The sequence below is a fragment of the Luteibacter sp. 22Crub2.1 genome, from assembly GCF_900167995.1.
Taxonomy (GTDB): domain Bacteria; phylum Pseudomonadota; class Gammaproteobacteria; order Xanthomonadales; family Rhodanobacteraceae; genus Luteibacter; species Luteibacter mycovicinus.
Genome location: NZ_FUYT01000001.1, coordinates 118,285 through 144,933 on the forward strand (window position 1 = coordinate 118,285; position 26,649 = coordinate 144,933).

Here is a 26,649-nt window from a genome sequence, read left to right on the forward strand (position 1 = left end):
GCGGCAACAGTTCGTACATCTTAGCGCCCGGCACTTGTCCGACAAGCCATCCGGGCCACGGCACGCCTGAAAATGCCGGGCTGGCCCAGCGACCGCGACAGAACGATCGCCCCCTGAATGCCGGCGACCGCATCTTCCGCCACCTCGCGCGCCATGACCCGGGGCTGTCCCAGCCGACCAAGGCATTCGCTCAGAGCATCGATCCAACGGACAAAATAGTTCTTCACCGCCATCGAGAAGCGGTCGCGTGTCTCATCCAGGGCGAATGCGCCGACGAGACAGACACGTCGTCCTGAATCGAAATAGGTATCCACGGCTTTCCACATCCCTTCGATCGCCACACCGGGCTCGGCGTCACGCAACGGCTTGAAGATGTGTTCATCGAACCAGGCATCGATATCCGCCAGAACGGCCGCCGCCATCTCTTCCTTCCCACCGGGAAAAAAGTGATAGAGGCTTCCTTTGCCCAGCCCGGTACGCTCGGTGATACGGCTCATCGTCGCCCCGTCGTAGCCGAGTTCCCGAAACGCCTCGGCCAGCAGCGGGATGATCTCCGCACGCTCGTAGACCTCGCGAGCCATCGCGCTCAAAGTCCCAGATCGGAGAGTCCCGGATGATCGTCCGGACGACGCCCCTGTGGCCAGCGGAACTTGCGATCGGACTCGGCGACAGGCAGATCGTTGATGCAGGCGTAGCGGCGCTCCATCTCGCCCTCCGCGCTGAACTCCCAGTTCTCGTTGCCGTATGAGCGGTACCACTGACCGCTGTCGTCGCGCCATTCATAGGCGAAACGGACGGCGATGCGGTTGCCGTCGAAGGCCCAGAGCTCCTTGATCAGACGGTAGTCGTGCTCCTTCTCCCATTTACGGGTGAGGAAGGCGACGATCGCCTCGCGGCCATTGACGAACTCGGCGCGGTTACGCCATTGGCTGTCGCGGGTGTACGCCAGCGCGACCTTCGCCGGGTTGCGGCTGTTCCAGCCGTCTTCGGCCATGCGGACCTTCTGAACGGCGGTAGCGTGCGTGAAGGGAGGCAACGGAGCGGCCACGATCGGATTCCTGTGTCGATGGAGGTCGCAGTGTACCGATTGGTACAGAGATTCGCCTGAACGAAAATGCCGCAGGGGTCGACCCTGCGGCACGTCGGACCGGCGCTGCTTGCCAGCGATAACTCAGCGGTAAGCGCCACCCTCATCCCGCCGCCACGCGGCCTGCGGTTCGACCAGCCCTTCGACGTCGAAGAGGTGGCGATGCCGCGATGGCTGCGAACGCAGGTACTGCTTGGGCGGATGGACCGTGCCGCCCAGTTCGGCGGCGGCATGCCAGGGCCAGCGCGGGTCGTAGAGAATCGTTCGCGCCAGGGCGATCAGGTCGGCCTCGCCCGTGGCCACGATGGCTTCCGCCTGCTCGGGGCTGGTGATCAGACCGACAGCCACGACCGGCATGTCGACCGCTTCCTTCACGCCGCGCGCGAACGGCACCTGATAGCTCGGTCCAACGGGGATCTTCTGGTGTTCGTCGAGGCCGCCGGTGGAAACGTGGATGGCATCGCAGCCACGCGCCTCCAGCGCCTTGGCGAAGGCGATGGTCTGCTCGAGGTCCCAACCGCCGTCCACCCAGTCGGTCGCGGAAACACGCATGGTCACGGGGCGATCGACGGGGAACGCGGCGCGCACGGCGTCGAAGACTTCCAGCGGGAAACGCATGCGGTTCTCAAGCGAACCGCCGTATTCGTCACTGCGCTGGTTCGACAGCGGCGAGAGGAACTGGTGCAACAGGTAGCCATGGGCCCCGTGCAGCTGCACGAACGCCAGGCCCAGGCGCGCCGCACGCACGGCGGCCGCGGCGAACGCGTCGCGCACCCTCGCGAGGCCGGCCTTGTCGAGCTCGGTCGGAGCTACATCGCCCGCGTGGAAGGGAATCGGCGAAGCACCTACCGTCTGCCATCCGTGTACGTCATCCGGCGCCAGCTGATGACCACCGGCCCAGGGTGTCTCGGTGGACGCCTTACGTCCGGCGTGGCCGAGCTGGATACCGATCGGCATATCGGACCAGTGGCGCACACTCTCCAGCACCTTGCCCATGGCCGCCTCGGTGGCGTCGTCGTACAGGCCGACGTCGCCCCACGTGATGCGACCTTCCGGCTCGACGGCCGTCGCCTCGATGGTCAGTAGACCCGCACCGGACAGGGCCAGCTGCCCCAGGTGAATCTGGTGCCAGTCGGTCATGCGGCCATCGTTGTCGGCCGAGTACTGGCACATGGGAGCGATCACGATCCGGTTGGCCAGTTCGAGGTTACGTACGCGGAAGGGTTTGAAAAGCGCGGGCTGCGCCATGGGGTGGCTCCGGAAAAGGGTCGGGATGGCTTCCGACATGGTGATGGGAAAGGGAATCGGCAAGCACGCGAACGAATGAGACGTCATTCGGGACATTCGGTCGCTGATTTCATCAATATAGTTCGATCGGCACGCCACATGGCTTGCAAGATCGTGAGCTGCCGTGATCAGGACGTAATATGAAAGCTGGACGTCCGGGCGACAAGACGCGCCGCGGACCGACACCCGTTCCTTGAATTCACGAATAGAGGTTTCTTCATGGATAACCGCGCCGGTGAAATGGAAGCGTTCATGCGCGTCGTGCAGGCCGGCAGTTTCGCTGGCGCCGCCCGCGCCGCCGGCCTGTCACCGTCCGCGATCAGCAAGCTGGTCGCACGCCTCGAAGCGCGTCTGGGCACCCGCCTGATCGTACGCACCACCCGCACGCTGCAGCTCACGCCTGAAGGCGAGGTCTATCACGCGCGCGCCCTGCGCGTCCTGGCCGATATCGACGAGGCGGAGCGCCTGGTCGCCCATGGCGCCCGGTCGACGCCCTCGGGGCGGCTCAGAGTCAGTGCCTCGGTGTCGTTCGGCGTGCGCAAGGTGGTTCCGCTGGTGCCCGACTTTCTCGCCCTGTACCCGCGCGTCGAACTGGACCTGTCGCTCAGCGACAGCATCGTGGACCTGGTGGACGATCGTGCCGACGTCGCCATCCGCGTCGGCACCCTGCCCGACTCCGGCCTCAAAGCCCGCAAGATCGGCGAGGCCGGGTTCGTCGTCTTCGCTTCGCCGGCCTATCTGAAAAGCCATGGCGTACCCACCACGCCGGACGACCTGGCCTCACACAACTGCCTGGCCTTCAACCTCGGTCCGGCGTTTACCTCGTGGCCCTTCCTGGACCCCGCGACGGGACAGGTACGTCAGGTGCCCATCGGCGGCAATTTTCGCGCGAACAACGGGGAGACGATGCGGCGCATGGCGATGGAAGGCGTGGGCATCGCCCGCCTGTCGAGTTACCACGTCGAGCGCGACATCGCCGAAGGACGACTGATATCGATCCTCGACGCGTTCGCTACGGGCGAACGCCAGGCCACGCACGCCGTATTCGTGGGACATCCGCACCTGGCATCGCGCATCCGGGCCTTCGTGGATTTCCTGGTCGAGCGGGTTCCGATGGGCGAACAGGCCGCCTGAGCGATCGCAGCGGATACATCACCGGGCATCGCATATCGTCCCGACGCGCTTCTACGCGTCTCTGAATTGCGTCGGCGGCATGCCCACATGACGCGCGAAGGCAACGCTGAACGCGCTCGCCGAGCTATAGCCGACGCGCCCGGCGACGGTAGCCACACCCATGTCTTTTCCGCGCAGCAGCCGCCTGGCCAGAGCCATACGCCACGACAGCAGGTATTCCATGGGAGCCACACCCACGGCGCGGCTGAAGCGCTCGAAAAACACCGAGCGAGACAGCGCCGCGATCTTCGCAAGTTCCACGACGGTCCAGGGCTTCTCCGGACTTGCGTGCATCTGCCGGAGCGCGAGGGCCAGTCGTGCATCGGTCAGTCCCCGTACCAGCCCGGGCGACGCCGCCGTACCGGTCGATCGCAGTGCCTCGATGAAAAGCAGTTCCAGCAAATGAGCGAGTACGACATCACGCGCCGGCCGTTGCGCGCGCGATTCATCGCGCAGGAGTTCGACCAGCGTAGCGAGGCGACGCTCGCCACGCACCAGCACGATCCGGGGAAGCAGCGAGACGAGCAGATCGGCGTCCGGCGAGCCGAACGCACAGTGACCGATCAGGTATTCCACATCCGCCGGCGCGTCGATGGTTCCGAGACGGAACCGGCCATCGGGCATGGCCGCGGGCAAGCTATCCGGCGCGTCGTCCGGCACTTCCACCAGGCCCGACATGGTGAAGTCGAAGGCTTCGGGAATCAGGATGAAGTCGCCTGACTCGAGCGTGATCGGCGCCTCGCCGTTCGTCTGCATCCGGCTGGACCCATCGAGGATGACGCAATAAAACGGCTGCCCCGCTTCTTTCCGGCGAACGCGCCAGGGCCCCGCCGCGCTGACTGCCTTCGAAAACGTCGGCTTCGGCTGTAGCAAGGTGACGACATCGGCGAGCGGATCGACCACGACCGGACTCCTGCAAACGATAATGGGACGAATGATTGTAGCAAGTCCGGATGCCGGGCCGTATCGTGACGCTCCTGCACACCCCACCCAGGAGATCCCATGAAAACCGTCCTGATCACCGGCTGCTCGTCCGGCTTCGGCCTCGAGATCGCCCGCTACTTCCTCGACCGCGACTGGCATGTCGTCGCCACCATGCGCACGCCACGCGAAGACGTCCTGCCCCGCTCCGACCGCCTGCGGGTGATCGCACTCGACGTCACCGATCCGGCCAGCATCCGCCGGGCCGTGGCGGACGCCGGCCCGATCGACGTTCTGGTCAACAATGCGGGGATCGGCATGCTCAACGCGCTGGAGGGCACGCCAATGGACGTTGCCCGCGACGTATTCGAGACCAATACGCTCGGCACCATCGCCGTGACGCAGGCTTTCGTTCCGCAGATGCGCGAGCGCAAGGACGGCGTGATCGTCAATGTGACCTCGACCGTGACGCTCCGCCCCCTGCATCTGCTGTCCGTCTATACGGCGAGCAAGGCCGCGGTGAATGCCTTCTCCGATTCGCTGGCGCTCGAACTGGCGCAGTTCAACGTGCGTGTTCGTGTCGTGCTGCCGGGCCGCGCGCCTGACACGCGGTTCGGCGAGAACGCCCAGCCACGCATGGCGGCGGGTTTCCCCGAGCCGTACGCGGAACTGGCGAAGAACGTATTTGCCAGCTGGCAGGGCGATCATCCGATCACGCGGTCGGTGCAGGTCGCCGAGGCGGTATGGCTTGCGGCGAACGATGCGGGAAGTCCGTCACATATTCCTGCTGGCGATGATGCGGTGGCGCTGGCTGCAACTCACTGATCCGAGGTTCGCGATCACAGTTATCTGATATACGAATATTTGCGATTTATTTGAATTTAAGATAAATTGTATTTATTCGGATATCAGGTAACGATCATGGCCATGTCAGCCACGTTGATCACGAGCTCACAGCTCGGACAGTTGCTCCATTCGAGCCGAAAAGCCAAAGGGCTCTCCCAGGCAAACCTCGCCACCCGACTCGGCTTCAGCCAGTCGCGCGTGTCCCATCTGGAACAACACGCCGACCAACTCAGCGTGGGTCAGCTGCTGGCATGGTGCGCGGCACTCGACCTCGAGCTCACGCTTGGCGGCAAGGGCGGCTACGGCGTGCGGGAAGACCGCGGCGCGGAGTGGTAGACCATGGGCCGTCGATCCCACAGTCGAAACCTGTCCGTCTGGGCAAACGGTTTACGCGTGGGCACATGGACGCTCCCTTCCCGTGGTGAAGGCCAGCTGCGGTATGACGAGGCGTGGATAACGTCGGCGGAAGGTCGACCTTTGTCCCTCTCCCTTCCCTTCCTGGTCGCGAACCGGCCACTGCAGGGCCCCCGGGTCGGCCACTACTTCGACAATCTGCTACCCGACAGCGACCTCATTCGACAGCGGATCGCGCAGCGCTTCGGAACACGGTCTATGGATCCTTTCGATCTGCTGAAAGCCATCGGACGCGACTGCGTGGGCGCCATTCAGTTACTCGCTGAAGAAGAAACGCCAGAGGATGTGTTCCGGGTCTCAGCCACGCCGCTAAGCGACAACGACGTCGAGCACGCTATCACGGGGTCGATGTCTTCGACGGGCCTGGCAGGAGGCCGGCATCACGAAGCTGATCTCCGGATCTCCCTGGCGGGCGCACAGGAGAAGACCGCGCTTCTTCGCTGGCAGGGCCAGTGGCAGAGACCACAGGGCTCAACGCCAACGACACACATCGTCAAACTCCCGCTGGGCCTGGTTGGCGGGCGGCGGGCGGACTTCACCACCTCGGTCGACAACGAGTGGCTCTGTCTCCGCCTGATGAAGGCATTTGGTCTTGACGTAGCCGAGGCCACCATCGAGCGATTCGGAGATCAGCGGGTCTTGGTCGTAGAGCGCTTCGATCGCCGCGTGTCGGCCGACGGTCAGTGGATCATGCGCCTGCCACAGGAGGATTTTTGCCAGGTCACCGGATGCTCGCCCCTCAGAAAATATGAGAGTGATGGCGGCCCAGGGCTGAAGAGCCTCTTCACCACGCTTCGTCAATCGGAACGCGCAGGTATCGACATGAAGACGCTCATGACGACCCAGATTCTTTTCTGGCTCCTGCGCGCGCCGGATGGGCACGCCAAAAACTTCAGCATTCGACTCCTACCCGGTGGACGCTTCCACCTCACGCCGATGTACGACGTGATGTCGGTCTACCCGGTGATTGGCCGGGGGCCGAACCAGTGGTCGCCGCACGACGTCAGAGGAGCGATGGCCCTGCTGGGAAAGAATCGTCACTACGACATGCAGACCATTCAGCGCCGCCACTTCAACAGCACCGCGCGCAAGGTGGGCTACGGAGACACGGCGGAGCCGTTGATCGAGGAAGTCCTCGCGCGAGTGCCGGGGGCCGTCGGGCAGGTCCTTTCAGAACTTCCACCCGACCTGTCGCCGAAGGTGGTGGAATCGATCCTCGGCGGACTCCTGGCCGCCGCCGACTCGCTGGCGGCCATGCCTGCCGACTGACGCCGATCAGACCGTGTCCCTTGCCGTGCTGCAGCGACCAGCCATCGCTCGCATTCACCGCGTCAGGTCTGAGAGGCCCCGCCGTCGGCGAAGAGTTCAACACCATTGACATAGCTTGCCGAATCACTGGCCAGGAACGCCACCACCGAAGCAATCTCTTCTGGCTCGCCGATGCGACCGAGTGGGCTCTTGGCGGTCAGGAAGGCCAGGCCTTCGTCGGCATTGTCGCCAAAGGCCTCACGCAATGAGTCGGTATTGGTTGGCCCCGGGCTCACGATGTTGATGCGGATGCCTGTTCCTTTGAGCTCAGCGACCCAGCTGCGAACCATATTTCGCACCGCCGCTTTAGTACCGCCATAGATGCTCATGCTCGGCCCGGGGTCCATGGAGGCGGTTGAGCCGCTTCTGCAGTGGCGATGGCGGCGAAGGTATAGCCGTTGACCGTATCCAGGACCGAGCGCGCAACGGAGCCGTCTGCATCGGTGATTTCGCCGCATGGTATCGATTGGCCGCCCGCTCCGCCGGGCACGGGCCTGCACGGAGTTCCACCGCGTCTCCCGCCGGGAATGCGCCTGCGGTGATCTGACCGAAGGTGAAGCATCACGCGTGCAGCTCGGGTGTCGCAAGCGCCGCCCGGCTTGGATCACTCTTCCGGATCGGCTATTCGAGCGAAGCGTCGATGCGCAGGATCAGTCCCCGGGCGTCGACCGAAATCTCAACAGGCCGGTCTCGTGACCAAAATCCCCGGTGAAATCGACCCGCACGCGCGCCCGGTTGTCGTCGAGGAACTCGATCGACATGAACTTTGTCACCGTGTGATAGCCGATGAAATACTCTTCGATATAGCGCCGGATGCCAGCGTGGCCGTCGAAGCGATGGCCGGTGGACGGGTCGTCGATCACCGCGTCCGCTGTGAACAAGGCCAATGTCTTTTTGACGTCGAAGGCGTTGGTCGCAGCGATGAGGGCATTCGCGATCCTTCGTAGGTTTGCGGTCTGCTGAGTCATCCCATCAGGCCCCGTGTTGCCAGCTCTTGTATACGAACTCCAGGCTGTAGCCGTCCAGGTCCCTGACCTGCGCAGCGTAGTAGCGGGGATCGTAGTGAAGCTGCGGCCCGGGCGCATGGATCTCGGTCGCACCGGCGGCCAGGGCCTTCGCGAAGGCGGCATTCACCACGTCTTCGGAATCCGCAATGAAGCCAATGTGCACGGCACCGGGCGCCGCAACGCCTTGCCGTAGCCAAAACGACATGCGGCCTTTTGCGCCGAAACCCTTCAGGTCGGGATGGCCCACCGGGCCGTCTTTCCCGTCATATTCGAGCCGGCTGGTGATTCCGAGGATGGGAAGCACTGTCTCGTAGAAGGCAACCGAGCGATCGGTGTCCCCCACGGTAAGAAAGATGTGATCGATCATGGTATGGCCCTCAGACGACGTAGCCGCCGGCGACTTCGACGTTCTGGGCGTTGACCCAGCCACCGTCCACAGTCAGCAGCGACGCGATCGCACGAGCCACTTCTTCTGGTTCGCCCACGCGCCCGAGGGCGGTTTGAGAGGCAAGTAGCGCCTCGAACTCAGTGTTCAGTCCCCCGCCGAGTTCGGTGCGGATGGGTCCCGGCGATACCGAGTTGGCCCGGATGCGCCGTTCGCCGAATTCCTTGGCCATGTAGCGCGTCAGTACCTCCAGGCCCCCCTTGAATGCGGCATAGGGCGCAACGCCCGCAGTGGCCACCCGCGTGGTCGCACTCGTCAGGTTGACGATGCTGGCGCCTTCGCTCAGCAACGGCAGCAATGCCTGAGTGAGGAAGAACGGGCCTTTCAGATGCACGTTCATCAAGCCGTCGAACTGGTCTTCGGTGACGGTCTCGATGGGATTGAACAGACCGTAGCCCGCATTGTTGACCAGGCCGGCCAACTGGCTCACTCCCCATGTGGATACCAGCGCCTGTTCCACTGAGCTTCGAAAGGCTGTAAAGGTGCGGACATCGGCGACATTCAGCGGCAACGCAACCGCCTTGCCTCCCGCGACCGCAATGCTGCGAACCACGTCTTCAGCAGCGCCTGAATTCTGGTTGTAGGTGAGGATGACGCCTAATCCGCGCCGCGCGCATTCGACTGCGGTGCTCGCGCCAATGCCCCGGCTGCCGCCGGTGATGACGATGATTCCCATGAATGGCTCCTTGAAATTCGGTACCGATACGATAGGTGCGCGTGGCGGTGCTGGCTCATCCGATCGTGCCTCATTCCTGCCTATTTCTGCTTGATCGCTTGCCGTCAGCCGAGAGTCGAAGTCCAATGGGTGTCATGGAAAACCCATTGACCGAACTGCGGAGCCTTGCCGCTCACGCGCAAAATCGTCGAACCGAGACTGGCATCCCGCGCGTGGCGATGGTTCAGGGAGCCGTTCCGGAACACGAGCTTGCCGCCGTCTACGAGCCCATGGTCAACGTGATCCTGCAGGGTAGTAAGTCCATGACCGTGGGCGGACAGACCCTGCACTATGATCCTGCCACCTATTTCGTCATGTCCGTCGACCTGCCTGCAGCCGGCATCGTGCGCAGCAGCGATTCGGGCGCGCCCTATCTCGCGGTAAGCCTGACGCTCGACCCGTCGCTGCTGGCGGAGTTGCTGTCCGATTTGCCCAATGCTGCCGCGGCAAGACGCCGCGAAACGGGCTTCTCGGTCGCTGCCATGACCGTCGAATTGCTGGATGCCTGGGTTCGCATGCTGCGCCTGATGAACCATCCGATGGATATTGCGGCCCTTGCACCCGCGTATGAACGCGAGATCCTTTACCGCGTGCTGCAAGGTCCAATGGGCTGGATGCTTCATGACATCGCGACGCCGGACACCGCCCTGGCGCGCATGAACCGGGTCATCCAACGTATCCGCCAGGACTATGCGCGCCCGCTGCGGATGGAAGAACTGGCCGAGGAGGTTGCGATGAGCGTATCGGCCTTCCACCGTCACTTCAAAGCCGTGACAGCGCTAAGTCCGCTGCAGTACCAAAAACAGATTCGCCTGCTGCAGGCGCGCAAGTGGCTGGTTACTGCGGGCTACAGCGTCACCACAGCGGCGCATGATGTGGGCTACGAGAGTCCGACCCAGTTCAGCCGCGAGTACGCTCGTGAATTTGGATTGCCGCCAGCGAAGGACGTACTGCGTATTCACAACGCAATGCGTAACAAGGACGGCGCCACCAACATCAGGCCTTTGCAGAATGCGGATGCGACCTGACGGTTCGCGGATGGGCGATATCTGCAGCCCTCCTGAATGCTCGTGGCCGACGCTTTCCCAGATGGCGACGGTAACGAGAAAGAAGCTGAAGCATTCGCTTCAGCGGCCGAAGACAGCTCTCGCTTGGGCAGCAGATTGCGCGCCAGGATCACGCGCTGCGCGCCTCTGGCAGTCGCTGCATGATCCCGATGTCGAAGCGCCGCGCCAGCCACTCAGCGCCAACATGAAGCGCTGATGGCCCCCTTCCACTCGATCAGTCCGACGGGCCAGCTCACTCCCACTCAATCGTAGCCGGCGGCTTCCCCGAAATGTCATAAACGACGCGAGAAATACCACGCAACTCATTGATAATCCTCGTCGAGCACTTATCAAGAAAGTCATACGGCAGGTGCGCCCAATGCGCCGTCATGAAGTCGATCGTCTCCACGGCACGCAGCGCGATCACCCACTCGTAAGCCCGGCCGTCACCGACCACGCCCACCGAGCGCACCGGCAGGAACACCGCGAAAGCCTGGCTCACCCGGTCATACAGACCATGGCTGCGCAGCTCCTCGATGAAGATCGCATCGGCACGCTGCAGCAGGTCGACGTATTCCGCCTTGACCTCGCCGAGCACGCGCACGCCCAGACCCGGACCCGGGAACGGATGGCGATAGACCATCTCGCGCGGCAGGCCGAGCTCGACGCCGATGCGGCGGACTTCGTCCTTGAACAGCTCGCGCAACGGCTCGACCAGCTTGAGCTTCATGTGCTCCGGCAGGCCGCCGACGTTGTGATGGCTCTTGATGACGTGAGCCTTGCCCGTCTTGCTGCCGGCGGATTCGATGACGTCGGGATAGATCGTGCCCTGGGCCAGCCACTTCACGCCTTCGAGCTTGGCCGACTCTTCGTCGAAGATCTCGATGAACAGGCGGCCGATGACCTTGCGCTTGGCTTCCGGGTCTTCCACGCCAGCCAGCGCGTCGAAATAACGCTGCTTCGCATCCACGCGGATGACATGCACGCCCATGTGCTCGGCCATGGTGGTCATGACCTGGTCGCCTTCCTGGAAACGCAGCAGACCCGTATCGACGAAGACGCACGTCAGCTGGTTGCCGATGGCCTTCTCGAGCAGCGCGGCCACGACGGACGAATCCACACCGCCGCTGAGACCCAGGAGCACGCGATCGCTGCCGACCTGCTCGCGCACGCGGGCGACGGCGTCTTCGATGATGTGTGCGGCGTCCCACAGCGTGGCCGAGCCGCAGAGGTCGACGACGAAGCGGCGGAGAAGCTCCATGCCGCGCTTGGTGTGGGTCACTTCCGGGTGGAACTGGACGCCGTAGAAGCGGCGCGTGTCGTCGGCCATGGCCGCGAGCGGCAGGCTGGATGTCGACGCGGTAACCCTGAAACCCTCCGGGATCGCGGTGACGCGGTCGCCGTGCGACATCCATACACCCAGCGCCTCACCGTCCTCGACCACCGTGTCGAACAGCGCGCAGCTGCCGAAGGTGATGGTGGCCGGACCGAACTCGCGATCGTGGCCGGCCTCGACCTTGCCGCCGAGCTGTTCGGCCATGGTCTGCATACCGTAGCAGATGCCCAGCACCGGCACGCCGAGGTCGAAGACCTGCTGGGGCGCGCGCGGCGAGTTGTCCTCGGTCACCGATTCCGGGCCGCCCGAAAGGATGACGCCCTTGGGGTTGAAGCCGGCGATCTCGTCCGGTGCGTGATCCCAGCCCCACACCTCGCAATAGACGCCGATCTCGCGGATGCGGCGGGCGATCAGCTGCGTGTACTGCGAACCGAAGTCGAGGATGAGGATCTTGTCGCTGTGGATATCGGTCATCGTGGCGGCCTGGCAGTATGAAATTTCTGGCGGCCCCGCGCGCTGCGCGTTGGCCTGAAAAAGCAGAACGCCCACTTGCGGCGGGCGTCCTGGGTCACCGGGGTCGAGCGCGTGAGCGCATCAGTCCCGGCGGTAGTTCGGCGCTTCTTTCGTGATCTGGATGTCGTGCGGATGCGCTTCGAGCACACCGGCGCCGGTCACCTTCACGAACTGGGCCTTCTCGTGGATCTCTTCGATCGAGGCGGCGCCCATGTAACCCATGGAGGCACGCAGCCCGCCCATCATCTGGTGAATGATGTTGCGCAGGGGACCGCGATACGGCACGCGACCTTCGATGCCTTCCGGCACGAGCTTGTCGGCGTCGGCTTCGTCCTGGAAGTAACGGTCCTTGGAGCCCAGCTGCATGGCGCCGATGGAGCCCATGCCGCGGTAGCTCTTGTAGGAGCGACCCTGGAACAGCTCGACCTCACCCGGGGCTTCTTCGGTACCGGCAAACATCGAGCCGAGCATGACCGAGGACGCGCCGGCGGCCAGTGCCTTGGGGATGTCGCCCGAGTATCGGATGCCGCCGTCGGCGATGAGCGGAATCTCGCCCTTCAGCGCGGTGGCGACCATGTCGATCGAGGTGATCTGCGGCACGCCGATACCGGTGACGATACGGGTGGTGCAGATGGAACCGGGACCCACGCCGACCTTGACCGCGTCGACACCGGCGTCGAGCAGCGCACGCGCCGCCTCACCGGTGACTATGTTGCCGGCGATGACCTGGACCTGCGGGTAATGCTTCTTGACCCAGCCCGCGCGGTCGATGACCGCCTGCGAGTGACCGTGCGCCGTGTCGACCACGACCACGTCCACGCCGGCGTCGACCAGGAGCTCGATGCGACGCTCGGTGTCGCCACCCACACCCACGGCGGCGCCCACGACCAGGCGCTCATGCGAGTCCTTGGCGGCGTTGGGATTGTCGCGGGCTTTCTGGATGTCCTTGACCGTGATCAGACCGCGCAGCTGGAAGCTGTCGTTGACGACCAGGACCTTTTCGATGCGGTTGCGGTGCAGCAGTTCGAGGACTTCGTCGTGCGAGGCACCTTCCTTCACCGTGACCAGGCGATCTTCGCGGGTCATGATGTTGCGCACCGGGTCGTCGTGCTTGCGCTCGAAACGCAGGTCGCGGCTGGTGACGATGCCGACCAGCTTCTCGCCGTCGACCACCGGCACGCCGGAGATGTTGTGCGCGCGGGTCAGGGCCATGACGTCGCCGATCGAGGTGTCCGGACGGACGGTGATCGGGCTGCGGATGACGCCGGCTTCGAACTTCTTGACCAGGCGTACTTCAGCGGCCTGGAGCTCGGCGGTCATGTTCTTGTGGATGATGCCGATGCCGCCGTTCTGGGCCATCGTGATGGCGAGGCGGGCTTCGGTCACGGTGTCCATGGCGGCGGACACGATGGGAATATTCAGGCGCAGGCCGCGCGTGAACCGCGTTGAGGTATCCACATCACGGGGCATAACCGTGGAGTGGCCGGGAACCAGGAACACGTCATCGTAAGTGAGTGCCTCGGCAAGGATGCGCATAGCATTAGTCCCGCGAGTAAATCGCGGCATTATAGCGTGCGTTGCAGCAAAACGACAGCGCGACGAGTCCGCTCCGGCAGGAGCCGGCCCTGCCGGCGATCCCTTCCCCCCTCAACCGTCGAGAGCCTCCGCCGCCTCCAGCGTGTTCTCCATCAACGTCGCCACTGTCATCGGCCCCACGCCACCCGGCACCGGCGTAATCCATGACGCACGCTCGGCCGCGGGGGCGAACTCCACGTCGCCCACCAGACGCCCGTCCTCGAGGCGGTTGATGCCTACGTCGATGACCACGGCGCCCGGCTTGATCCACTCACCCCTGACCAGCCCCGGCTTACCCGCGGCCACAACGAGGATGTCCGCCTGGGCCACGAAGCCTTCGAGATTCTGGGTGAACTTATGGCAGCAAGTGACTGTACTTCCTGCAATAAGAAGCTCCAGCGCAAGCGGTCGACCGACGTGGTTAGAGACGCCGACGATGACCGCGTGCTCGCCGCGTACCGGGCGATCGGTATGACCCAGCAGCGTCATCACACCCTTGGGCGTGCACGGACGCAGGCCGAAACGGCGCAGCGCGAGGCGGCCGACATTGACCGCCTGGAAGCCATCGACATCCTTCATCGGATCGATCCGGTCGACCAGCGCTTCTTCATCGATATGCGCGGGCAGCGGCGACTGTACGAGGATGCCGTGCACCGCCGGATCCGCATTGAGCTTGTCGATCAGCGCAAATAGTTCTTCCTGCGACGTTTCGGCCGGAAGGTCGTAGCCGAACGACTTGAAGCCCACCTGCTGACAGGCTTTGCGCTTGTTCCTGACGTAGACCGCAGAGGCCGGGTCTTCGCCGACCAGAACCACCGCGAGTCCAGGTGCGCGATGCCCCTCGGTAACGCGTTTGGCGACACGACGCCCGATATGCTCGAGCAGTTCCTGGGCGATGCGCTTGCCGTCGAGAATACGTGCGGTCATGGGATATCGCCCTTTGGAAACCGGACATTATCCCCTGAGCTTACGACGCTTGCATACTCTCCGGCATGGCCATCGAAACCCTTCCCTACCCAAACGCCCTGACCGATGGGCGGATCACGCTTCGCCCGCACCGTACCGGCGACATGGAGGCCCTCGCCGAAGCCGTGCGCGAGTCCGTCGCGACCGTCGGCCGCTGGCAGGACTGGTGCCATGCGGGATACACGCCCATGGACGCGGCGGCATGGATCGCAACCTGCCAGAAGGCCTGGCTGATGGGCGAAGGCCATGAGTTCCTCGTGTTCGATGCAGCGACGGACGCACTGCTCGGCGGCATGGGCGTGAACCACCTCAATCGCGGGCACCGTTTTGCCAACCTCGGTTACTGGGTGCGTGAGTCGGCGCAGGGCCAGGGCGTCGCGGCACGGGCGGGCAAGCTCGCGGTCCAGTTCGCTTTCGAGGCCGTGCGGGTCTCGCGGCTGGAAATCGTCGCGGCGCACGACAACGTGCCGAGCCGGAAGACAGCTGAACGCATCGGAGGCATATTCGAAGGAATGCTTCGTAACCGATTGGTGTTACGAAATAAACCTGTCGACGCTGCGATGTATTCCGTCGTGTCCGGGGATCGATTGTGAGCGAGTCTTCCGGCTTTCCGTAAGCATGAAGCCCGCAACCGACCCGCAACGCCTCAGCCGGCGATCGCGCACATCCGCTCGAGGTCCACATAGCCGTCGAAGGACGCCCCGTCTCCGCAACCCGGGCACTGCGGATCGCGCTTCAGCTTCAGCTCGCGGAAACGCATGCCGAGGGCGTCGTAAGTCAGCAATCGTCCGACGAGCGTTTCGCCGACGCCAAGGATCAGCTTCATCGCTTCGGTGGCCTGCACCATGCCCACCAGTCCGGGGAGCACCCCCAGCACACCGGCCTCGCTGCAGTTGGGCGCATCGGCGGCCGCCGGCGGCTCGGGGAACAGGCAGCGGTAGCAGGGAGAATCCGCGCGTCGCGGATCGAACACACTCGCCTGACCAGTGAAGCGCTCGATCGCGGCATAAACCATGGGCAGCCCCAGGCGCCGCGTTGCCGCGGCCAGCAGGTAGCGCGTGGCGAAATTGTCCGCGCCATCGATCACCACATCGTGGCCGCCGATCATCGCTTCGACGTTGTCCGCACGGAGGCGCTCGACCACGACACGGACATGAATGCGCGGGTTGAGCGCAAGCAGCGTCATCCGGGCCGACTCCGCCTTGCTCATGCCCACGCGCGCGTCCGCATGGACGACCTGGCGATGCAGATTGGATCGCTCGACGCGATCGTCGTCGATCAGGGTTAGATGCCCGACGCCGGCCGCGGCGAGGTAAAGCAACGCCGGAGACCCCAGGCCGCCCGCCCCGATCACGGCCACGCGAGCGGCGGCAAGCCTGGACTGCCCAGCCTCACCGACCTGCGGTAGCAACACCTGTCGGGCGTAACGCTCAGCGGCGTCGCTATCGAGCGCACCCGCAAGCACCGGCAAGCCCGCGACCTTCCACGCCGCCATGCCGCCCGCGACCGAGGACACCCGTGCATAGCCCATGCGCTGCAAGGCCTCGGCGGCGAGCAACGAGCGCTGGCCGCTGCCACAAAGCACGAGGATCTCGCGCTGCCGGTCCGGCTCGATCTGCTCGATGCGCAGCTCAAGAAATCCACGTGAGAGCCCGCTCGCACCGGCCGGCGAGCCCTCGCTGCGCTCGTTGTCCTCACGGACATCGATCAGCAATGCCCCGTCCAGCTGGCGGGACAAGGCATCGGTCGCGGCGATCTCGGGCACCCGCTGGCGCAACTCGGCCAGCCAGCGATCCCTACCCAGGTCTTCGGTCATGCGAGGCACCTCTGCGAGGGCGACGCTTACTTCTCGCGTCGCTTCGCGTTGCGGATCATTTCCCGGCGGCGGCGCTGCTGGCCTTCCGTCAGGACGTTCTTCTTGCCGGCGAACGGGTTCTCACCGTCGCGGAAATCGATACGGATGGGCGTGCCTTCCAGCTTGTATCGCTTGCGGAAGAACCCTTCCAGGTAACGACGGTACGCCGGCGCGATGTGCTTGGTCCGGCTGCCGTGGATCACGATCGTCGGCGGATTGAATCCGCCCGGATGGGCGTAACGCAGCTTGGGTGCATGCCCGCGGACCAACGGCGGCTGATAAGCCTCATAAGCCTGCTCGAGCGTCCGGGTCAGTTCGCTGGACGTCAGCACTTTCGTCGCCGCCCCGTGAGCGCGAATGACCGCCTTCATGAGTTCGCGCAGGCCGGAGCCGTGCAGCGCGGAAATGAAGACCGTCTTCGCCCACTCGGCGAACTGCAGGCGGCGCTCGAGCGCTTTCTGCGTCTGCTCGCGGGCATACGAGTCCATGCCGTCCCACTTGTTCACCGCGATGACCAGCGCCCGGCCTTCTTCGATGGCGTGCCCGATGAGGGTCAGGTCCTGGTCGGCGAGGTTTTCCCGGGCATCGATCAGAACGACCGTCACCTGCGACGCAGCAATAGACTGCAACGTCTTGATGACGCTGAATTTCTCTACCGCTTCCTCGACGCGTGCACGACGGCGCACGCCGGCGGTATCGATCAGCGTGTAGCGCTTGCCGTCACGCTCCAGCGATACCCGGATCGGATCGCGCGTGGTGCCGGCGAGGTCCGAAACGATGAGACGATCCTCGCCCAGCAGACGATTGATCAACGTGGACTTGCCGGCATTGGGACGACCGACGATCGCCACGCGGATGCCCTGATCTTCGAGCGCGGGGTCGTTATCCCTGTCGTCCGGCAGGTAACCGATGGCTTTGGCCACCAGCACGTCGACGCCGCGGTTGTGCGCGGCGGACATGGGCAGCGTTTCGGCGATGCCGAACGAAGCGAATTCGCCCAGCGCCACGATTTCGTCGACACCGTCGGTCTTGTTGACGACGACGATGACCGGCTTGCCGCTGCGGCGGAGCTCGGTGAGGATGCCGGCATCCAGCGGGAGGACGCCATCACGGGCATCCACCACGAAGACGAGCAGGTTGGCCTCGCTGATCGCGAGACGAACCTGCTGCGCGGTGAGGCCTTCAATGCCTTCATCACTACCGGACAAGCCGCCGGTATCCACGACAACGAACGGTCGGGGACCGAGACGACAGACACCGTAGTGTCTGTCACGAGTGACGCCGGGCATATCGGCGACAAGAGCGTCCCTGCTACGCGTCAGCGCATTGAAGAGGGTCGACTTACCGACATTGGGACGGCCGACCAGAGCGACGACGGGCAACATGGGAGTTACATCTATCCTGTGGATCAGTTCGTCGCGATGCGGTAGGCGCCGATGTGGCCCTCGACATCTTCCACGAACACGGTGTCACCCACCACGAGGGGCTGGGCACGAATGGCTTTCTTGGACAGGCGCTCGCGTGCGGCGATCTTGCCGTCGCCCACCGCCAGCCAGTGGATGTGACCGTCGAGGTCGCCGACCACGGCATAGTTGCCCTGGATCGCCGGACCGGTCAGCCAGCGGTACTTGAGGCCCGCCTGCTTCCAGATGTTGGCACCGCTGCTCTTGTCGAACGCGAAAACCTGCGACTGGTCGTCGACACCGTAGACGGCGTTGTCTTTCACGTCCAGCGAGGTGAACGTCGAGAAGCCGTGGTTCCACAGCGGACGGCCGCTCGGGCCGTCGATCGCGGTGAGGTTGCCATGGTACGCGGCGCCGTAAAGCGTGGTGCCATCGAGGACCAGCGAGCCATCGGCGTCGTTCAGGCGATCGATCTCGGTACGGCCTTCACCGCTGGCGAGCGTCTGCTCCCAGAGCTTCTCACCGTTGTCCAGACGAATGGCGATCAGCTTGCCGGCATCGCTGCCGACGAACACCACGCCGTTGGCAATCAGCAGGCGGCCATTGCCACGCAGGCTGAGGAGCGGCACCTGGGCCTGGTCGAACACCCAGCGGCGCTCGCCATTGCTGGCGTCGATGCCGTAGATGCGACCGTCGTTGCAGCGAACGACGACCAGACCGTTGACGATGACCGGCGCCGTGATGACTTCCGAGGACAGCTCGGACGACCAGCGACGCTCGCCGTCCTTCGCGTTGATACCGTACAGGTGTCCATCCAGCGTGCCGATGGCGACGAGATCGCCGGCGGCGCCGGGGCCACCGGAGAAGCGCGCGTCTTCGCGCTTGGCGTCGCCCCAGCCGAACCAGCCATGCTGGCGGGTGCTCTTGGACCACAGTTTCTTGCCGGTCGACGCCTCGAAGGCGGCGATCTTGCCGTCGGTGCTGGCGGCGTAAAGCACGTTGTCGACGACGGTCGGACGCATACGCACACCGGACTCGGCGGCGCCGTCACCGATGCTGGACTTCCAGAGACGCTCGACCTTGAGGGTCGGCTCGAACTTCTTGTCGAGCGGGGTCGGCGGTTCGACGTTTTCCTTCTTGAACGAATGGCAGCCGGCCAGAACGACCAGCGACGAAGTCAACGCGATTGCCCAAAAACGTTTCATGCACCCTGCTTCCCGGCCACTGCCAGATCATCGAGCTTTGTTTGAACCACACCGCGTTGCGGTGCGCTGTCGCCCATCGCGGCGATCGCCGCCTGATAGGCCTTGCGTGCGTCGTCGTGGCGTCCAAGCTTGACCAGCGCATCGCCGCGGAGTTCCTGCGCGATGGCCACAAACGACTTGCCCGGCATCGCGTCCAGCGCGGTGAGGGCGTCCTGTGGCTTGTTCTGGGCAAACTTGAGTTGTGCGACACGAAGCTGCACGAGTGTCTTGAGGGCATCGTCCTTGGCATGGGCCACGGCCCAGTCCAGGTCGCCCGAAGCCTTGTCGAGCTGACCGGCCATGACGTTGCGCTGCGCCCGCTCGCCCGCTGCGAAGACGGACCAGGCGGTGTCCGCATAATCCTTCAGCAGCGTTTCGGTGTGGACGTCGATCGCATTGGCGTTGTTCTGCGCCACGGCCGCCTGAAGCGCCGAATATTCGCCGGCCGCCGCCTGTTCGTGACCGGCGCGGTGCGACTTCCACTGCTGCCAGCCAAAGATCAGCACGAGGCCCAGCGCGATGCCGACAGCGATCGAAACGCCGTTCTTGCGCAGCCATTGCTGGACGCGTTCGCCTTGTTCGTAGTCGTCGTATACGTCGAAAGACATGCAATCACCCACTGCGCTCCGCGCAGCACATCCTGAAGGGAACAAGCCCGCACCTGCCATCTGACGATGACGGGGCGGATCAATAGGCAAGGATAACCGAAAAGCGCGGGCCGGCGGCGCCGCGCTGAGACGGAACCACGCTCGCGGCGATCAGTTGGAGACCGGCGTCGCCTTGCCGTCGCGGATATCCACACGGAAACGGGCGACGTTGGCGCGGCGGAACGCGTCGATCTGCACGGCCTGCCCGTCCACCGAGGCCTGGGCACCCGTGGCATTGCCGATGCGGACATCCAGAGGGCTGTCGCTGCGGTAGGACTTCTGCGTTCCGGCCGGCAGGATGCCGTACTCCAGACGCGAGCCATCGGCGGCCGTCACTTCGACCCAGCTCGCGGACGGCAACGAAAGAGAAAGGCTGTGCGCGCCCTGCCCCTGGGCCTTCGCCGCGTCATCGATGACAGGCGCGGCGGCGGCGGTAGCCAGCGGCGCCCTGGCGGCACCCCGGTCCAGCGGCGGGAACATGGCCATCGACGCCAGCAGCGGCTGCTGGTCCTCGGCGCGGGGTTCGGACACGGCCGCCGGCCTGGCGGGGGCGGCATCGCTCGCGACAGCGGTGGACGAGGCGCCGGCCGGGGCATCCTGCTGAGCGACGGGAGCGGCATCCAGCGGGGCCAGGCGCGGCATATCGCGATCGAGCGTGCCGCGTACGCCGAGCCACACCATGGGCACGACGATCACCGCGGTCAGCACGACGTACGTGGCGGCGGTCACGTAGCGCTCGAGCAGATAGCGCGAATGGGACACCCCACCGGTGACGACGAGCTCCGGCTGGCGCGGGGTCAGGCGCGCGAGCTCGGCCTGAATGGCTTCCGGGTCGACGCCGAGATGGTTGCCGTATTTACTGAGATAGCCGGCAAGATAAACCTGGTAGTCGATACCACCGTACTCGCCCGCTTCGAGCTGACGCAGCAGGCGCGACGGCAGACGCAACGCCTGACCGCAGGCCTCGATGGTGTAGCCGCGCGCCTCCCGGGCGGCACGCAGACGGGCCCCGAAGCCCGTGGTGCCAGCACCGAGGTCGATCAGGACGCGACCGCCCTCGTCAGCGTTCACATCGAGCTGGGGATCCATGGCTTGCTCCGTGTGTGCGTTCGGCGCGAGCCCGGCGAACAGATCCTGTTCGCGATCGTCCCGACCGGAAGAATTCGAAGGTACGGATGTCATTGACGTGCGCTGGCTTCGAGTGAGCGCGCTTGTTCCGAATCCGGGAACTGTGAGCGCAACCGTTTGGCATAGTCCTGGGCAACCTCCCCGTTGCCCAGACGGAGCTCGATATCGCGACCGAGCTTCAACGAATCCGGAGTGGGCCTGGCCAGCGCTTCGTAGCGCTGCATGAAGGCCCGTGCCCGGAAAGCATCGTTCTTAAGGTACAACAGGTAAGCCATCTGATACAGGGCATCGGCATTGTTGCCATTACGCTCGAGCGCTTTACGGAAGTAACCTTCCGCGGCCTCGTAATCGTGAGCCTGGATCTGACAGGTGCCCGCGTTGGTCATGGCCAGGTCGGGCGTCTCGTAAAACGGATCGGCCAGGGCACGATCGAAGAACGGTTTGGCTTCTCCGGCACGCCCCTGCTTGCACAGAAAAACCGCAAGATTGTTGTTCAGCGAACCTTTTTTCGGATCGAACTCGATCGCCTTACGGTAGTGCAGTTCCGCATTGACCGGATCGTTGATCCGCTCGTAGAGCACCGCGATCACCGTGTGGGCCGGCACGTATCTGGGATCGAACGACAGCGCTTTCTGCAGTTTTTCCATCGCGCCCTGCAGGTTGCCGCTCTCCATGTAGCGCTGACCGAGCTCGGTGTGAACCTGAGCTCCCTTGGCGCGCTCATCCGCCGCCGTAGCGGGCTTCAGGACCGAGCCGTCACCCACGCAGCCGGTGCACGCCCACACTAGCGCCACCAGCATCCCCCACCGCTCAAGCCGCATTCACCACTCCCTCTTCGAGCTTCTTGCGGAATTCCGCCTGACGGCGCGTGCGATCGACCACCTGCCCCTTCAGCTGGCCGCATGCGGCGTCGATGTCGTCACCACGGGTGCGGCGAAGCATCGTAAGTACACCGGCGTTGAGCAGCTGGGTCTGGAAGTTGCGGATGTCTTCCTGATTGGAGCGCTCGAAGCGCGTTCCCGGGAACGGATTGAACGGAATGAGGTTGACCTTGTTCGCGCCCGGCAGGCGGCGCATGAACTTGATCAGCTGCCTGGCATGTTCGGGGCGATCGTTGATGCCCTTCATCAGCGTGTATTCGAACGTGATCGAGGTGCGCGGCGCACGGTTGATGTAGCGCTCGCAGGCCGCCATGAGCTCCGCCAGGGGGTAGCGCTTGTTCAGCGGGACCAGCTCGGTGCGCAGCTCGTCGTTGGCCGCATGAAGCGAGACGGCCAGCGAGACGTCGCTTTCCGTCGAGAGCTTGTCGATCATCGGAACGAGGCCGGCCGTGGAGAGCGTGACGCGCTTGCTGGCCAGGCCGAAGCCCAGGTCGTCGCGCATCAGACTCATGGCCTTCACCACGTTGTCGAAATTGAGCAGCGGCTCACCCATGCCCATCATCACCACGTTGGTGATGCGGCGTTGCTGGTGAGGCACGTTGCCCAGATGTTTGGCCGCGACCCAGACCTGACCGATGATCTCGGCCGTCGACAGGTTGCGGGAGAAACCCTGCGTTGCCGTGGAGCAGAACTGGCAGTTCAGGGCGCAGCCGACCTGCGACGACACGCAAAGCGTGCCGCGGGTCGGCTCCGGGATGTACACGGTCTCGATGGCGTTGCCGCCATCCATACCGAGCAGCCACTTCTGGGTGCCGTCGACCGCGGTCTTTTCGAACGCGGTCTTGGGCGGGCCCACATAGCAGCTGGCGCTGAGCTTTTCACGCAACGCCTTGCCGACATCGGTCATATTCTCGAAATCGCTTTCGAGACGGTGGTAGATCCACTTCATGACCTGTTCGGCGCGATAGGGCTTCTCGCCGAGCTGGGCGAAGAAATCGCGCAGCCCCTGGCGATCGAAATCGAGCAGGTTGACCTTGTCAGCAGGCGTATTCACGGCGTGTCTCAGTGCGAAACGACTTCCGAGTCGTTGAAGAAGTACTTGATCTCGTTCGCGGCGTTCTCGAGCGAGTCCGAACCATGGACCGCGTTGGCGTCGATGGACTCGGCGAAGTCGGCGCGGATCGTGCCCGCGGCGGCTTCCTTCGGATTGGTGGCGCCCATCAGGTCACGGTTCTTGAGGACCGCGCCTTCGCCTTCCAGGGCCTGTATCATGACCGGGCCGGAGATCATGAAGTCGACCAGGGCGCCGAAGAAAGGACGCTCCTTGTGGACGGCGTAGAAGCCTTCGGCCTCTTCGCGGGTCAGCTGCTTCAGCTTCGCGGCAACGATCTTGAGACCGGCCTTTTCGAAGCGGGTCAGGATTTCACCGATGACGTTCTTCTTGACGGCGTCGGGCTTGATGATCGAAAGGGTGCGCTCCAGCGCCATACGTTTGCTCCGGGGAATGGGAAAAGGGTGAACGAGTCTGCCAGCGTCCGCGGGGACGCCCGGTGAAAGTTTGGGGCCAAAGCCGTCAGGAATGACTGACTTAGCTCACGAAATCTTGACAGATTCTAGCTCAATCGCAAGCCGTTTGCAGGCCTACGGCGTCATGTGCGTTCGCACATTGACCCTTTCGCGGACCCGGGCGTATTCTCAAACGATCGTTTGATTCAAACCTGCCGCCTGCGGAGTCCGCCGACATGACCAGCGCACCCTACGCGTCCCGCGAGCGGACCACCAAGGAACGCATCCTGGGTGCCGCCGAGGCCCTGTTCGCCACGCATGGCTTCGCCGGGGCGTCGCTGCGCCAGGTGACGGCTGCCGCCCGGGTCAATCTGGCCGCGGTCAACTATCACTTCGGTTCAAAGGACAAGCTGATCGAGGAAGTGTTCCGCCGCCGCCTCGACGAGCTGAACAGCCGGCGCCTGGCGGCACTGGCCAGGGTGGCGGGCAAGCCCGGGACGTCGCTGGAAGACATCCTCGACGCCTATATCAGGCCAGCCCTGGACCTGTCCCGGAACGACGGCGGCGGCGCCGCGTTCGTCCGCGTGCTGGCCCGCGCCTACGCGGAGCACAACGAGACCCTGCGCCGGTTCCTTTCCGAGAACTACGGCCACGTGCTGCGTCAGTTCGCCGCCGAGTTCGGCCGCCTGCTCCCTGGTCTCGCCAAGGAGGAGATTTACTGGCGCCTCGACATCGTCACCGGCGCGCTGACCTATGCGATGGCCGATTTCGGAATCATCCAGCGCAAGAACGACGTGGACGAACGCGACCACCGCGAGAGCGCCGCCGAGCACCTCATCCGCTTCGCCGCCGCCGGCCTGCGAAGCCCCACCGTTTCGAACTCCACGGCCACGCGCTGACCGTGGACGAATCCCAAGTACCACCGGAGATCATCATGACCGCAACACCGTTACGCATTCGCAAGGCCGCGGTACTCGGCGCCGGCGTCATGGGCGCGCAGATTGCCGCTCACCTGACGAACGCCAACGTTGAAACCGTGCTGTTCGACCTGCCCGCGAAGGAAGGTCCGAAGAGCGGCATCGCCCTCAAGGCGATCGCCAACCTGGCCAAGCTGTCGCCCGCCCCGCTTGCGGAGAAAACGCTTGGCGCCGCGATCATCCCGGCGAACTACGAGGACGATCTGGCCCAGCTGGCCGATGTGGACCTGGTGATCGAAGCGATCGCCGAGCGCATGGACTGGAAGCTCGACCTGTATCAGAAGATCGCCCCGCACGTGTCGAAGACCGCCGTGCTGGCGTCCAACACGTCGGGCCTGTCGATCAACGGGCTGGCCGAGGCGCTGCCCGAAGAGATGCGCCACCGCTTCACGGGCGTGCATTTCTTCAACCCGCCGCGTTACATGCATCTGGTCGAACTGATCCCGACCAGACTGACCGACAAGGGCGTACTGGAAGGCCTCGAAGCCTTTCTGACCACGACGCTGGGCAAGGGCGTCGTCTACGCCAAGGACACCCCGAACTTCATCGGCAACCGCATCGGCGTGTTCTCGATGCTGTCGACCATGCACCACACCGAGCAGTTCGGCCTGGGCTTCGACACCGTCGACGCACTGACCGGCCCGGCCATCGGCCGCCCGAAGAGCGCCACCTTCCGCACCGCGGACGTCGTCGGCCTCGACACGCTGGCGCACGTGGTCAAGACCATGGGCGACACGCTCCCGGACGATCCGTGGCACTCGTATTTCCAGCCGCCGGTCTGGCTCAAAGGTCTGATCGACAAGGGCGCGCTCGGCCAGAAGACCGGCGCGGGTTTCTACCGCAAGGCCGGTAAGGACATCGTGGTGCTCGACCTGCAGAAGCAGGACTATCGCCCGTCCGAGCAGAAGGCTTCCGACGAGGTCTCGGCCATTCTGGCCATCAAGGATCCCGCCGAGAAGTTCACCCGGTTGCGCGCGTCGCAGGATCCGCAGGCCCAGTTCCTCTGGGCGGTGTTCCGCGATCTCTTCCATTACACCGCCTTCCACCTGGCCGATATCGCCGAGACGGCGCGTGACGTCGATTTCGCCATCCGCTGGGGTTACGGCTGGAAGCTCGGTCCCTTCGAGCTCTGGCAGGCCGCCGGCTGGCAGCAGATCGCCGGCTGGATCGCCGAAGACATCGCCGCCGGCAAGACCATGAGCAGCGCACCCCTGCCCGCCTGGGTCACCGACGGTCGGGCCGGCGTGCACGGCAAGGCCGGCTCGTACTCGGCCAGTGCCAACGCGGAGAAGCCGCGTTCCTCGCACCCGGTCTACGCGCGCCAGGCCTTCCCGGATCCGATCCTGGGCGAGAAATTCGACCAGGGCACCACGGTCTGGGAGAACGACGGCGTGCGCCTGTGGCACTCGGGCGACGACATCGGCGTGATCTCGTTCAAGACCAAGATGCATACGGTCAACGATCACGTGCTCGACGGCATCCAGCATGCGATCGGCCTGGCGGAGCAGCAGTTTCGCGGCGTCGTGCTGTGGCAGCCGTCCGAGCCGTTCTCGGCCGGTGCGGACCTCAAGGGCGCGCTGGGCCTCCTGCAAGCCGGCAAGCTGGCTCAGTTCGAAGCCATGGTGGCGAACTTCCAGGCCACCAGCATGCGCATCAAGTATTCGCTGGTGCCGGTGATCGCGGCCGTTCGCGGCCTGGCCCTCGGTGGAGGCTGCGAGTTCCAGATGCATTCGGCGCGTACGGTCGCGGCGCTGGAAAGCTATATCGGTCTGGTCGAAGCCGGCGTGGGCCTGCTGCCCGCTGGCGGTGGCCTGAAGGAGTTCGCCGTGCGCGCCGCGCAGGCCAACCCGGAAGACCCGTTCGAGTTCCTGAAGAAGATTTTCGAGACCGTGGCGATGGCCAAGGTCTCGACCAGCGCACTCGAAGCCAAATCCATGGGTCTCCTGCGCAAGGACGACATCGTGGTCTTCAATTCGTACGAGGTGCTGCACGTGGCCAAGGCCCAGGCGGTCGCCCTGGCCGAGTCCGGCTATCGCCCGCCCATGCCCGGCCGCGCCATCCCGGTCGGCGGCGATGTCGCCACGGCCACGTTCAAAGCCTCGCTCGCGAATCTCGCCGAAGGCTATTTCGCCTCGCCGCATGACATCGACATCGCCAGCCGCATCGCCGACACCCTGGCGGGCGGCAAGATCGAGCGTGGCTCGCTGGTCGATGAGACGTGGCTGCTCGCGCTCGAGCGTCGCCACTTCGTCGAACTGGCACAGACCGAAAAGACCCAGGCCCGCATCGCGCACACGATGACGACGGGGAAGCCGCTGCGTAACTGACGCGCTTCGCGCTCTTACGCATCCGACTTCACCACTTAAAGG

General features: G+C 64.5%; 27 protein-coding genes. 8 read left to right on the forward strand and 19 right to left on the reverse strand.

The window, feature by feature from the left end; translation table 11 throughout:
• Window positions 1-20: 20 nt before the first annotated feature.
• The 3 genes from B5X73_RS00480 to B5X73_RS00490 form a co-directional block, all read right to left on the reverse strand.
• The gene (locus B5X73_RS00480; protein WP_079519893.1) at window positions 21-581 is read right to left on the reverse strand and encodes a TetR/AcrR family transcriptional regulator; all 561 of its coding nucleotides are present in this window, start codon (window positions 579-581) and stop codon (window positions 21-23) included.
• Window positions 582-586: 5 nt separating this feature from the next.
• Window positions 587-1,051, reverse strand: a complete 465-nt coding sequence (locus B5X73_RS00485; protein ID WP_217699725.1) for a nuclear transport factor 2 family protein — start codon at window positions 1,049-1,051, stop codon at window positions 587-589.
• 120 nt (window positions 1,052-1,171) lie between these two features.
• On the reverse strand, window positions 1,172-2,335 hold the full coding sequence (locus B5X73_RS00490) for an NADH:flavin oxidoreductase/NADH oxidase (protein WP_052191258.1): 1,164 nt from the start codon (window positions 2,333-2,335) through the stop codon (window positions 1,172-1,174).
• A 258-nt stretch (window positions 2,336-2,593) separates the two neighbouring features.
• On the opposite strand from B5X73_RS00490, the gene B5X73_RS00495 reads away from it, so the two are divergent.
• Window positions 2,594-3,508, forward strand: a complete 915-nt coding sequence (locus tag B5X73_RS00495) for a LysR family transcriptional regulator (RefSeq protein ID WP_036113034.1) — start codon at window positions 2,594-2,596, stop codon at window positions 3,506-3,508.
• Window positions 3,509-3,559: 51 nt separating this feature from the next.
• Here B5X73_RS00495 and B5X73_RS00500 read toward each other — a convergent pair whose 3' ends face one another.
• Entirely contained in the window at window positions 3,560-4,450 is an 891-nt protein-coding gene (locus B5X73_RS00500) for an AraC family transcriptional regulator (RefSeq protein ID WP_079519897.1), read from the reverse strand.
• A gap of 99 nt (window positions 4,451-4,549) precedes the next feature.
• On the opposite strand from B5X73_RS00500, the gene B5X73_RS00505 reads away from it, so the two are divergent.
• The 3 genes from B5X73_RS00505 (at window position 4,550) to B5X73_RS00515 (ending at window position 6,997) form a co-directional block, all read left to right on the forward strand.
• Window positions 4,550-5,293 (forward strand): SDR family oxidoreductase, encoded by a 744-nt coding sequence (locus B5X73_RS00505; protein ID WP_079519899.1) that lies wholly within the window; start codon window positions 4,550-4,552, stop codon window positions 5,291-5,293.
• Window positions 5,294-5,395: 102 nt separating this feature from the next.
• Complete coding sequence (locus B5X73_RS00510) at window positions 5,396-5,650, forward strand: helix-turn-helix domain-containing protein (protein WP_254857184.1); 255 nt, start codon at window positions 5,396-5,398, stop codon at window positions 5,648-5,650.
• A 3-nt stretch (window positions 5,651-5,653) separates the two neighbouring features.
• Window positions 5,654-6,997 carry a type II toxin-antitoxin system HipA family toxin gene (locus B5X73_RS00515; RefSeq protein ID WP_079519903.1) on the forward strand — a complete coding sequence of 448 codons (1,344 nt, stop codon included), beginning with the start codon at window positions 5,654-5,656 and terminating at the stop codon, window positions 6,995-6,997.
• A 62-nt stretch (window positions 6,998-7,059) separates the two neighbouring features.
• On the opposite strand, the gene B5X73_RS20505 is transcribed toward B5X73_RS00515, so the two are convergent.
• The 4 genes from B5X73_RS20505 to B5X73_RS00535 all read right to left on the reverse strand — a co-directional run bounded on the left by B5X73_RS20505 (window position 7,060) and on the right by B5X73_RS00535 (window position 9,164).
• Entirely contained in the window at window positions 7,060-7,494 is a 435-nt protein-coding gene (locus B5X73_RS20505) for an SDR family NAD(P)-dependent oxidoreductase (protein ID WP_303048749.1), read from the reverse strand.
• 192 nt (window positions 7,495-7,686) lie between these two features.
• Window positions 7,687-8,004 carry a YybH family protein gene (locus tag B5X73_RS00525; RefSeq protein WP_254857185.1) on the reverse strand — a complete coding sequence of 106 codons (318 nt, stop codon included), beginning with the start codon at window positions 8,002-8,004 and terminating at the stop codon, window positions 7,687-7,689.
• Between the two features lie 4 nt (window positions 8,005-8,008).
• The gene (locus B5X73_RS00530; RefSeq protein WP_079519905.1) at window positions 8,009-8,410 is read right to left on the reverse strand and encodes a VOC family protein; all 402 of its coding nucleotides are present in this window, start codon (window positions 8,408-8,410) and stop codon (window positions 8,009-8,011) included.
• Window positions 8,411-8,420: 10 nt separating this feature from the next.
• Entirely contained in the window at window positions 8,421-9,164 is a 744-nt protein-coding gene (locus B5X73_RS00535) for an SDR family NAD(P)-dependent oxidoreductase (RefSeq protein ID WP_079519907.1), read from the reverse strand.
• Window positions 9,165-9,205: 41 nt separating this feature from the next.
• Between B5X73_RS00535 and B5X73_RS00540 the strand changes: the two genes are divergently transcribed.
• Window positions 9,206-10,231, forward strand: coding sequence for an AraC family transcriptional regulator (locus tag B5X73_RS00540; protein ID WP_254857186.1), 1,026 nt, complete (start codon window positions 9,206-9,208; stop codon window positions 10,229-10,231).
• 271 nt (window positions 10,232-10,502) lie between these two features.
• Here the strand turns inward: B5X73_RS00540 and guaA are convergent, their stop codons facing one another.
• The 3 genes from guaA to folD form a co-directional block, all read right to left on the reverse strand.
• The gene (gene guaA, locus B5X73_RS00545; protein ID WP_079520334.1) at window positions 10,503-12,059 is read right to left on the reverse strand and encodes a glutamine-hydrolyzing GMP synthase; all 1,557 of its coding nucleotides are present in this window, start codon (window positions 12,057-12,059) and stop codon (window positions 10,503-10,505) included.
• Window positions 12,060-12,179: 120 nt separating this feature from the next.
• Entirely contained in the window at window positions 12,180-13,634 is a 1,455-nt protein-coding gene (gene guaB, locus B5X73_RS00550) for an IMP dehydrogenase (protein ID WP_036113016.1), read from the reverse strand.
• 111 nt (window positions 13,635-13,745) lie between these two features.
• Window positions 13,746-14,600, reverse strand: a complete 855-nt coding sequence (folD, locus tag B5X73_RS00555) for a bifunctional methylenetetrahydrofolate dehydrogenase/methenyltetrahydrofolate cyclohydrolase FolD (protein WP_036113013.1) — start codon at window positions 14,598-14,600, stop codon at window positions 13,746-13,748.
• A 65-nt stretch (window positions 14,601-14,665) separates the two neighbouring features.
• Here folD and B5X73_RS00560 point away from each other — a divergent pair, with 65 nt between their 5' ends.
• Window positions 14,666-15,232: a GNAT family N-acetyltransferase gene (locus tag B5X73_RS00560; protein WP_079519909.1), complete on the forward strand. Its 567-nt coding sequence runs from the start codon at window positions 14,666-14,668 to the stop codon at window positions 15,230-15,232.
• Window positions 15,233-15,285: 53 nt separating this feature from the next.
• On the opposite strand, the gene moeB is transcribed toward B5X73_RS00560, so the two are convergent.
• The 8 genes from moeB to ndk all read right to left on the reverse strand — a co-directional run bounded on the left by moeB (window position 15,286) and on the right by ndk (window position 23,285).
• On the reverse strand, window positions 15,286-16,455 hold the full coding sequence (gene moeB / locus B5X73_RS00565) for a molybdopterin-synthase adenylyltransferase MoeB (protein WP_079519911.1): 1,170 nt from the start codon (window positions 16,453-16,455) through the stop codon (window positions 15,286-15,288).
• Window positions 16,456-16,481: 26 nt separating this feature from the next.
• A complete protein-coding gene (gene der / locus B5X73_RS00570) occupies window positions 16,482-17,879 on the reverse strand; it encodes a ribosome biogenesis GTPase Der (protein ID WP_036113005.1) in 1,398 nt (465 codons plus the stop codon).
• 23 nt (window positions 17,880-17,902) lie between these two features.
• Window positions 17,903-19,102: an outer membrane protein assembly factor BamB gene (gene bamB, locus B5X73_RS00575; protein ID WP_036113002.1), complete on the reverse strand. Its 1,200-nt coding sequence runs from the start codon at window positions 19,100-19,102 to the stop codon at window positions 17,903-17,905.
• Window positions 19,099-19,749 (reverse strand): YfgM family protein, encoded by a 651-nt coding sequence (locus B5X73_RS00580; RefSeq protein ID WP_036113000.1) that lies wholly within the window; start codon window positions 19,747-19,749, stop codon window positions 19,099-19,101. Before B5X73_RS00580 ends, bamB begins: the two co-directional genes overlap by 4 nt.
• A 150-nt stretch (window positions 19,750-19,899) precedes the next feature.
• The gene (locus tag B5X73_RS00585; protein WP_254857187.1) at window positions 19,900-20,877 is read right to left on the reverse strand and encodes a helix-turn-helix domain-containing protein; all 978 of its coding nucleotides are present in this window, start codon (window positions 20,875-20,877) and stop codon (window positions 19,900-19,902) included.
• 89 nt (window positions 20,878-20,966) lie between these two features.
• Window positions 20,967-21,716 carry a type IV pilus biogenesis/stability protein PilW gene (pilW, locus tag B5X73_RS00590; protein ID WP_254857188.1) on the reverse strand — a complete coding sequence of 250 codons (750 nt, stop codon included), beginning with the start codon at window positions 21,714-21,716 and terminating at the stop codon, window positions 20,967-20,969.
• A gap of 10 nt (window positions 21,717-21,726) precedes the next feature.
• Window positions 21,727-22,851, reverse strand: a complete 1,125-nt coding sequence (rlmN, locus tag B5X73_RS00595; protein WP_239709043.1) for a dual-specificity RNA methyltransferase RlmN — start codon at window positions 22,849-22,851, stop codon at window positions 21,727-21,729.
• Between the two features lie 8 nt (window positions 22,852-22,859).
• On the reverse strand, window positions 22,860-23,285 hold the full coding sequence (ndk, locus tag B5X73_RS00600; protein ID WP_036112989.1) for a nucleoside-diphosphate kinase: 426 nt from the start codon (window positions 23,283-23,285) through the stop codon (window positions 22,860-22,862).
• Window positions 23,286-23,539: 254 nt separating this feature from the next.
• On the opposite strand from ndk, the gene B5X73_RS00605 reads away from it, so the two are divergent.
• Together B5X73_RS00605 and B5X73_RS00610 are read left to right on the forward strand one after the other, a co-directional pair.
• Window positions 23,540-24,202: a TetR/AcrR family transcriptional regulator gene (locus B5X73_RS00605; protein WP_079519915.1), complete on the forward strand. Its 663-nt coding sequence runs from the start codon at window positions 23,540-23,542 to the stop codon at window positions 24,200-24,202.
• 35 nt (window positions 24,203-24,237) lie between these two features.
• Entirely contained in the window at window positions 24,238-26,607 is a 2,370-nt protein-coding gene (locus B5X73_RS00610; protein WP_079519917.1) for a 3-hydroxyacyl-CoA dehydrogenase/enoyl-CoA hydratase family protein, read from the forward strand.
• The last annotated feature ends 42 nt before the right edge of the window (window positions 26,608-26,649 follow it).

Excerpts from the sequence above, each read along its gene's own strand:
- B5X73_RS00480 (WP_079519893.1), bottom strand. The coding sequence starts at position 581 with ATGGCTCGCGAGGTCTACGAGCGTGCGGAGATCATCCCGCTGCTGGCC.
- B5X73_RS00490 (WP_052191258.1), bottom strand. The coding sequence starts at position 2,335 with ATGGCGCAGCCCGCGCTTTTCAAACCCTTCCGCGTACGTAACCTCGAA.
- B5X73_RS00495 (WP_036113034.1), top strand. The coding sequence starts at position 2,594 with ATGGATAACCGCGCCGGTGAAATGGAAGCGTTCATGCGCGTCGTGCAG.
- B5X73_RS00505 (WP_079519899.1), top strand. The coding sequence starts at position 4,550 with ATGAAAACCGTCCTGATCACCGGCTGCTCGTCCGGCTTCGGCCTCGAG.
- B5X73_RS00510 (WP_254857184.1), top strand. The coding sequence starts at position 5,396 with ATGTCAGCCACGTTGATCACGAGCTCACAGCTCGGACAGTTGCTCCAT.
- B5X73_RS00515 (WP_079519903.1), top strand. The coding sequence starts at position 5,654 with ATGGGCCGTCGATCCCACAGTCGAAACCTGTCCGTCTGGGCAAACGGT.
- B5X73_RS20505 (WP_303048749.1), bottom strand. The coding sequence starts at position 7,494 with ATGCGGCGAAATCACCGATGCAGACGGCTCCGTTGCGCGCTCGGTCCT.
- B5X73_RS00525 (WP_254857185.1), bottom strand. The coding sequence starts at position 8,004 with ATGACTCAGCAGACCGCAAACCTACGAAGGATCGCGAATGCCCTCATC.
- B5X73_RS00530 (WP_079519905.1), bottom strand. The coding sequence starts at position 8,410 with ATGATCGATCACATCTTTCTTACCGTGGGGGACACCGATCGCTCGGTT.
- B5X73_RS00535 (WP_079519907.1), bottom strand. The coding sequence starts at position 9,164 with ATGGGAATCATCGTCATCACCGGCGGCAGCCGGGGCATTGGCGCGAGC.
- guaA (WP_079520334.1), bottom strand. The coding sequence starts at position 12,059 with ATGACCGATATCCACAGCGACAAGATCCTCATCCTCGACTTCGGTTCG.
- guaB (WP_036113016.1), bottom strand. The coding sequence starts at position 13,634 with ATGCGCATCCTTGCCGAGGCACTCACTTACGATGACGTGTTCCTGGTT.
- folD (WP_036113013.1), bottom strand. The coding sequence starts at position 14,600 with ATGACCGCACGTATTCTCGACGGCAAGCGCATCGCCCAGGAACTGCTC.
- B5X73_RS00560 (WP_079519909.1), top strand. The coding sequence starts at position 14,666 with ATGGCCATCGAAACCCTTCCCTACCCAAACGCCCTGACCGATGGGCGG.
- moeB (WP_079519911.1), bottom strand. The coding sequence starts at position 16,455 with ATGACCGAAGACCTGGGTAGGGATCGCTGGCTGGCCGAGTTGCGCCAG.
- der (WP_036113005.1), bottom strand. The coding sequence starts at position 17,879 with ATGTTGCCCGTCGTCGCTCTGGTCGGCCGTCCCAATGTCGGTAAGTCG.
- bamB (WP_036113002.1), bottom strand. The coding sequence starts at position 19,102 with ATGAAACGTTTTTGGGCAATCGCGTTGACTTCGTCGCTGGTCGTTCTG.
- B5X73_RS00580 (WP_036113000.1), bottom strand. The coding sequence starts at position 19,749 with ATGTCTTTCGACGTATACGACGACTACGAACAAGGCGAACGCGTCCAG.
- B5X73_RS00585 (WP_254857187.1), bottom strand. The coding sequence starts at position 20,877 with ATGGATCCCCAGCTCGATGTGAACGCTGACGAGGGCGGTCGCGTCCTG.
- pilW (WP_254857188.1), bottom strand. The coding sequence starts at position 21,716 with ATGCTGGTGGCGCTAGTGTGGGCGTGCACCGGCTGCGTGGGTGACGGC.
- ndk (WP_036112989.1), bottom strand. The coding sequence starts at position 23,285 with ATGGCGCTGGAGCGCACCCTTTCGATCATCAAGCCCGACGCCGTCAAG.
- B5X73_RS00605 (WP_079519915.1), top strand. The coding sequence starts at position 23,540 with ATGACCAGCGCACCCTACGCGTCCCGCGAGCGGACCACCAAGGAACGC.
- B5X73_RS00610 (WP_079519917.1), top strand. The coding sequence starts at position 24,238 with ATGACCGCAACACCGTTACGCATTCGCAAGGCCGCGGTACTCGGCGCC.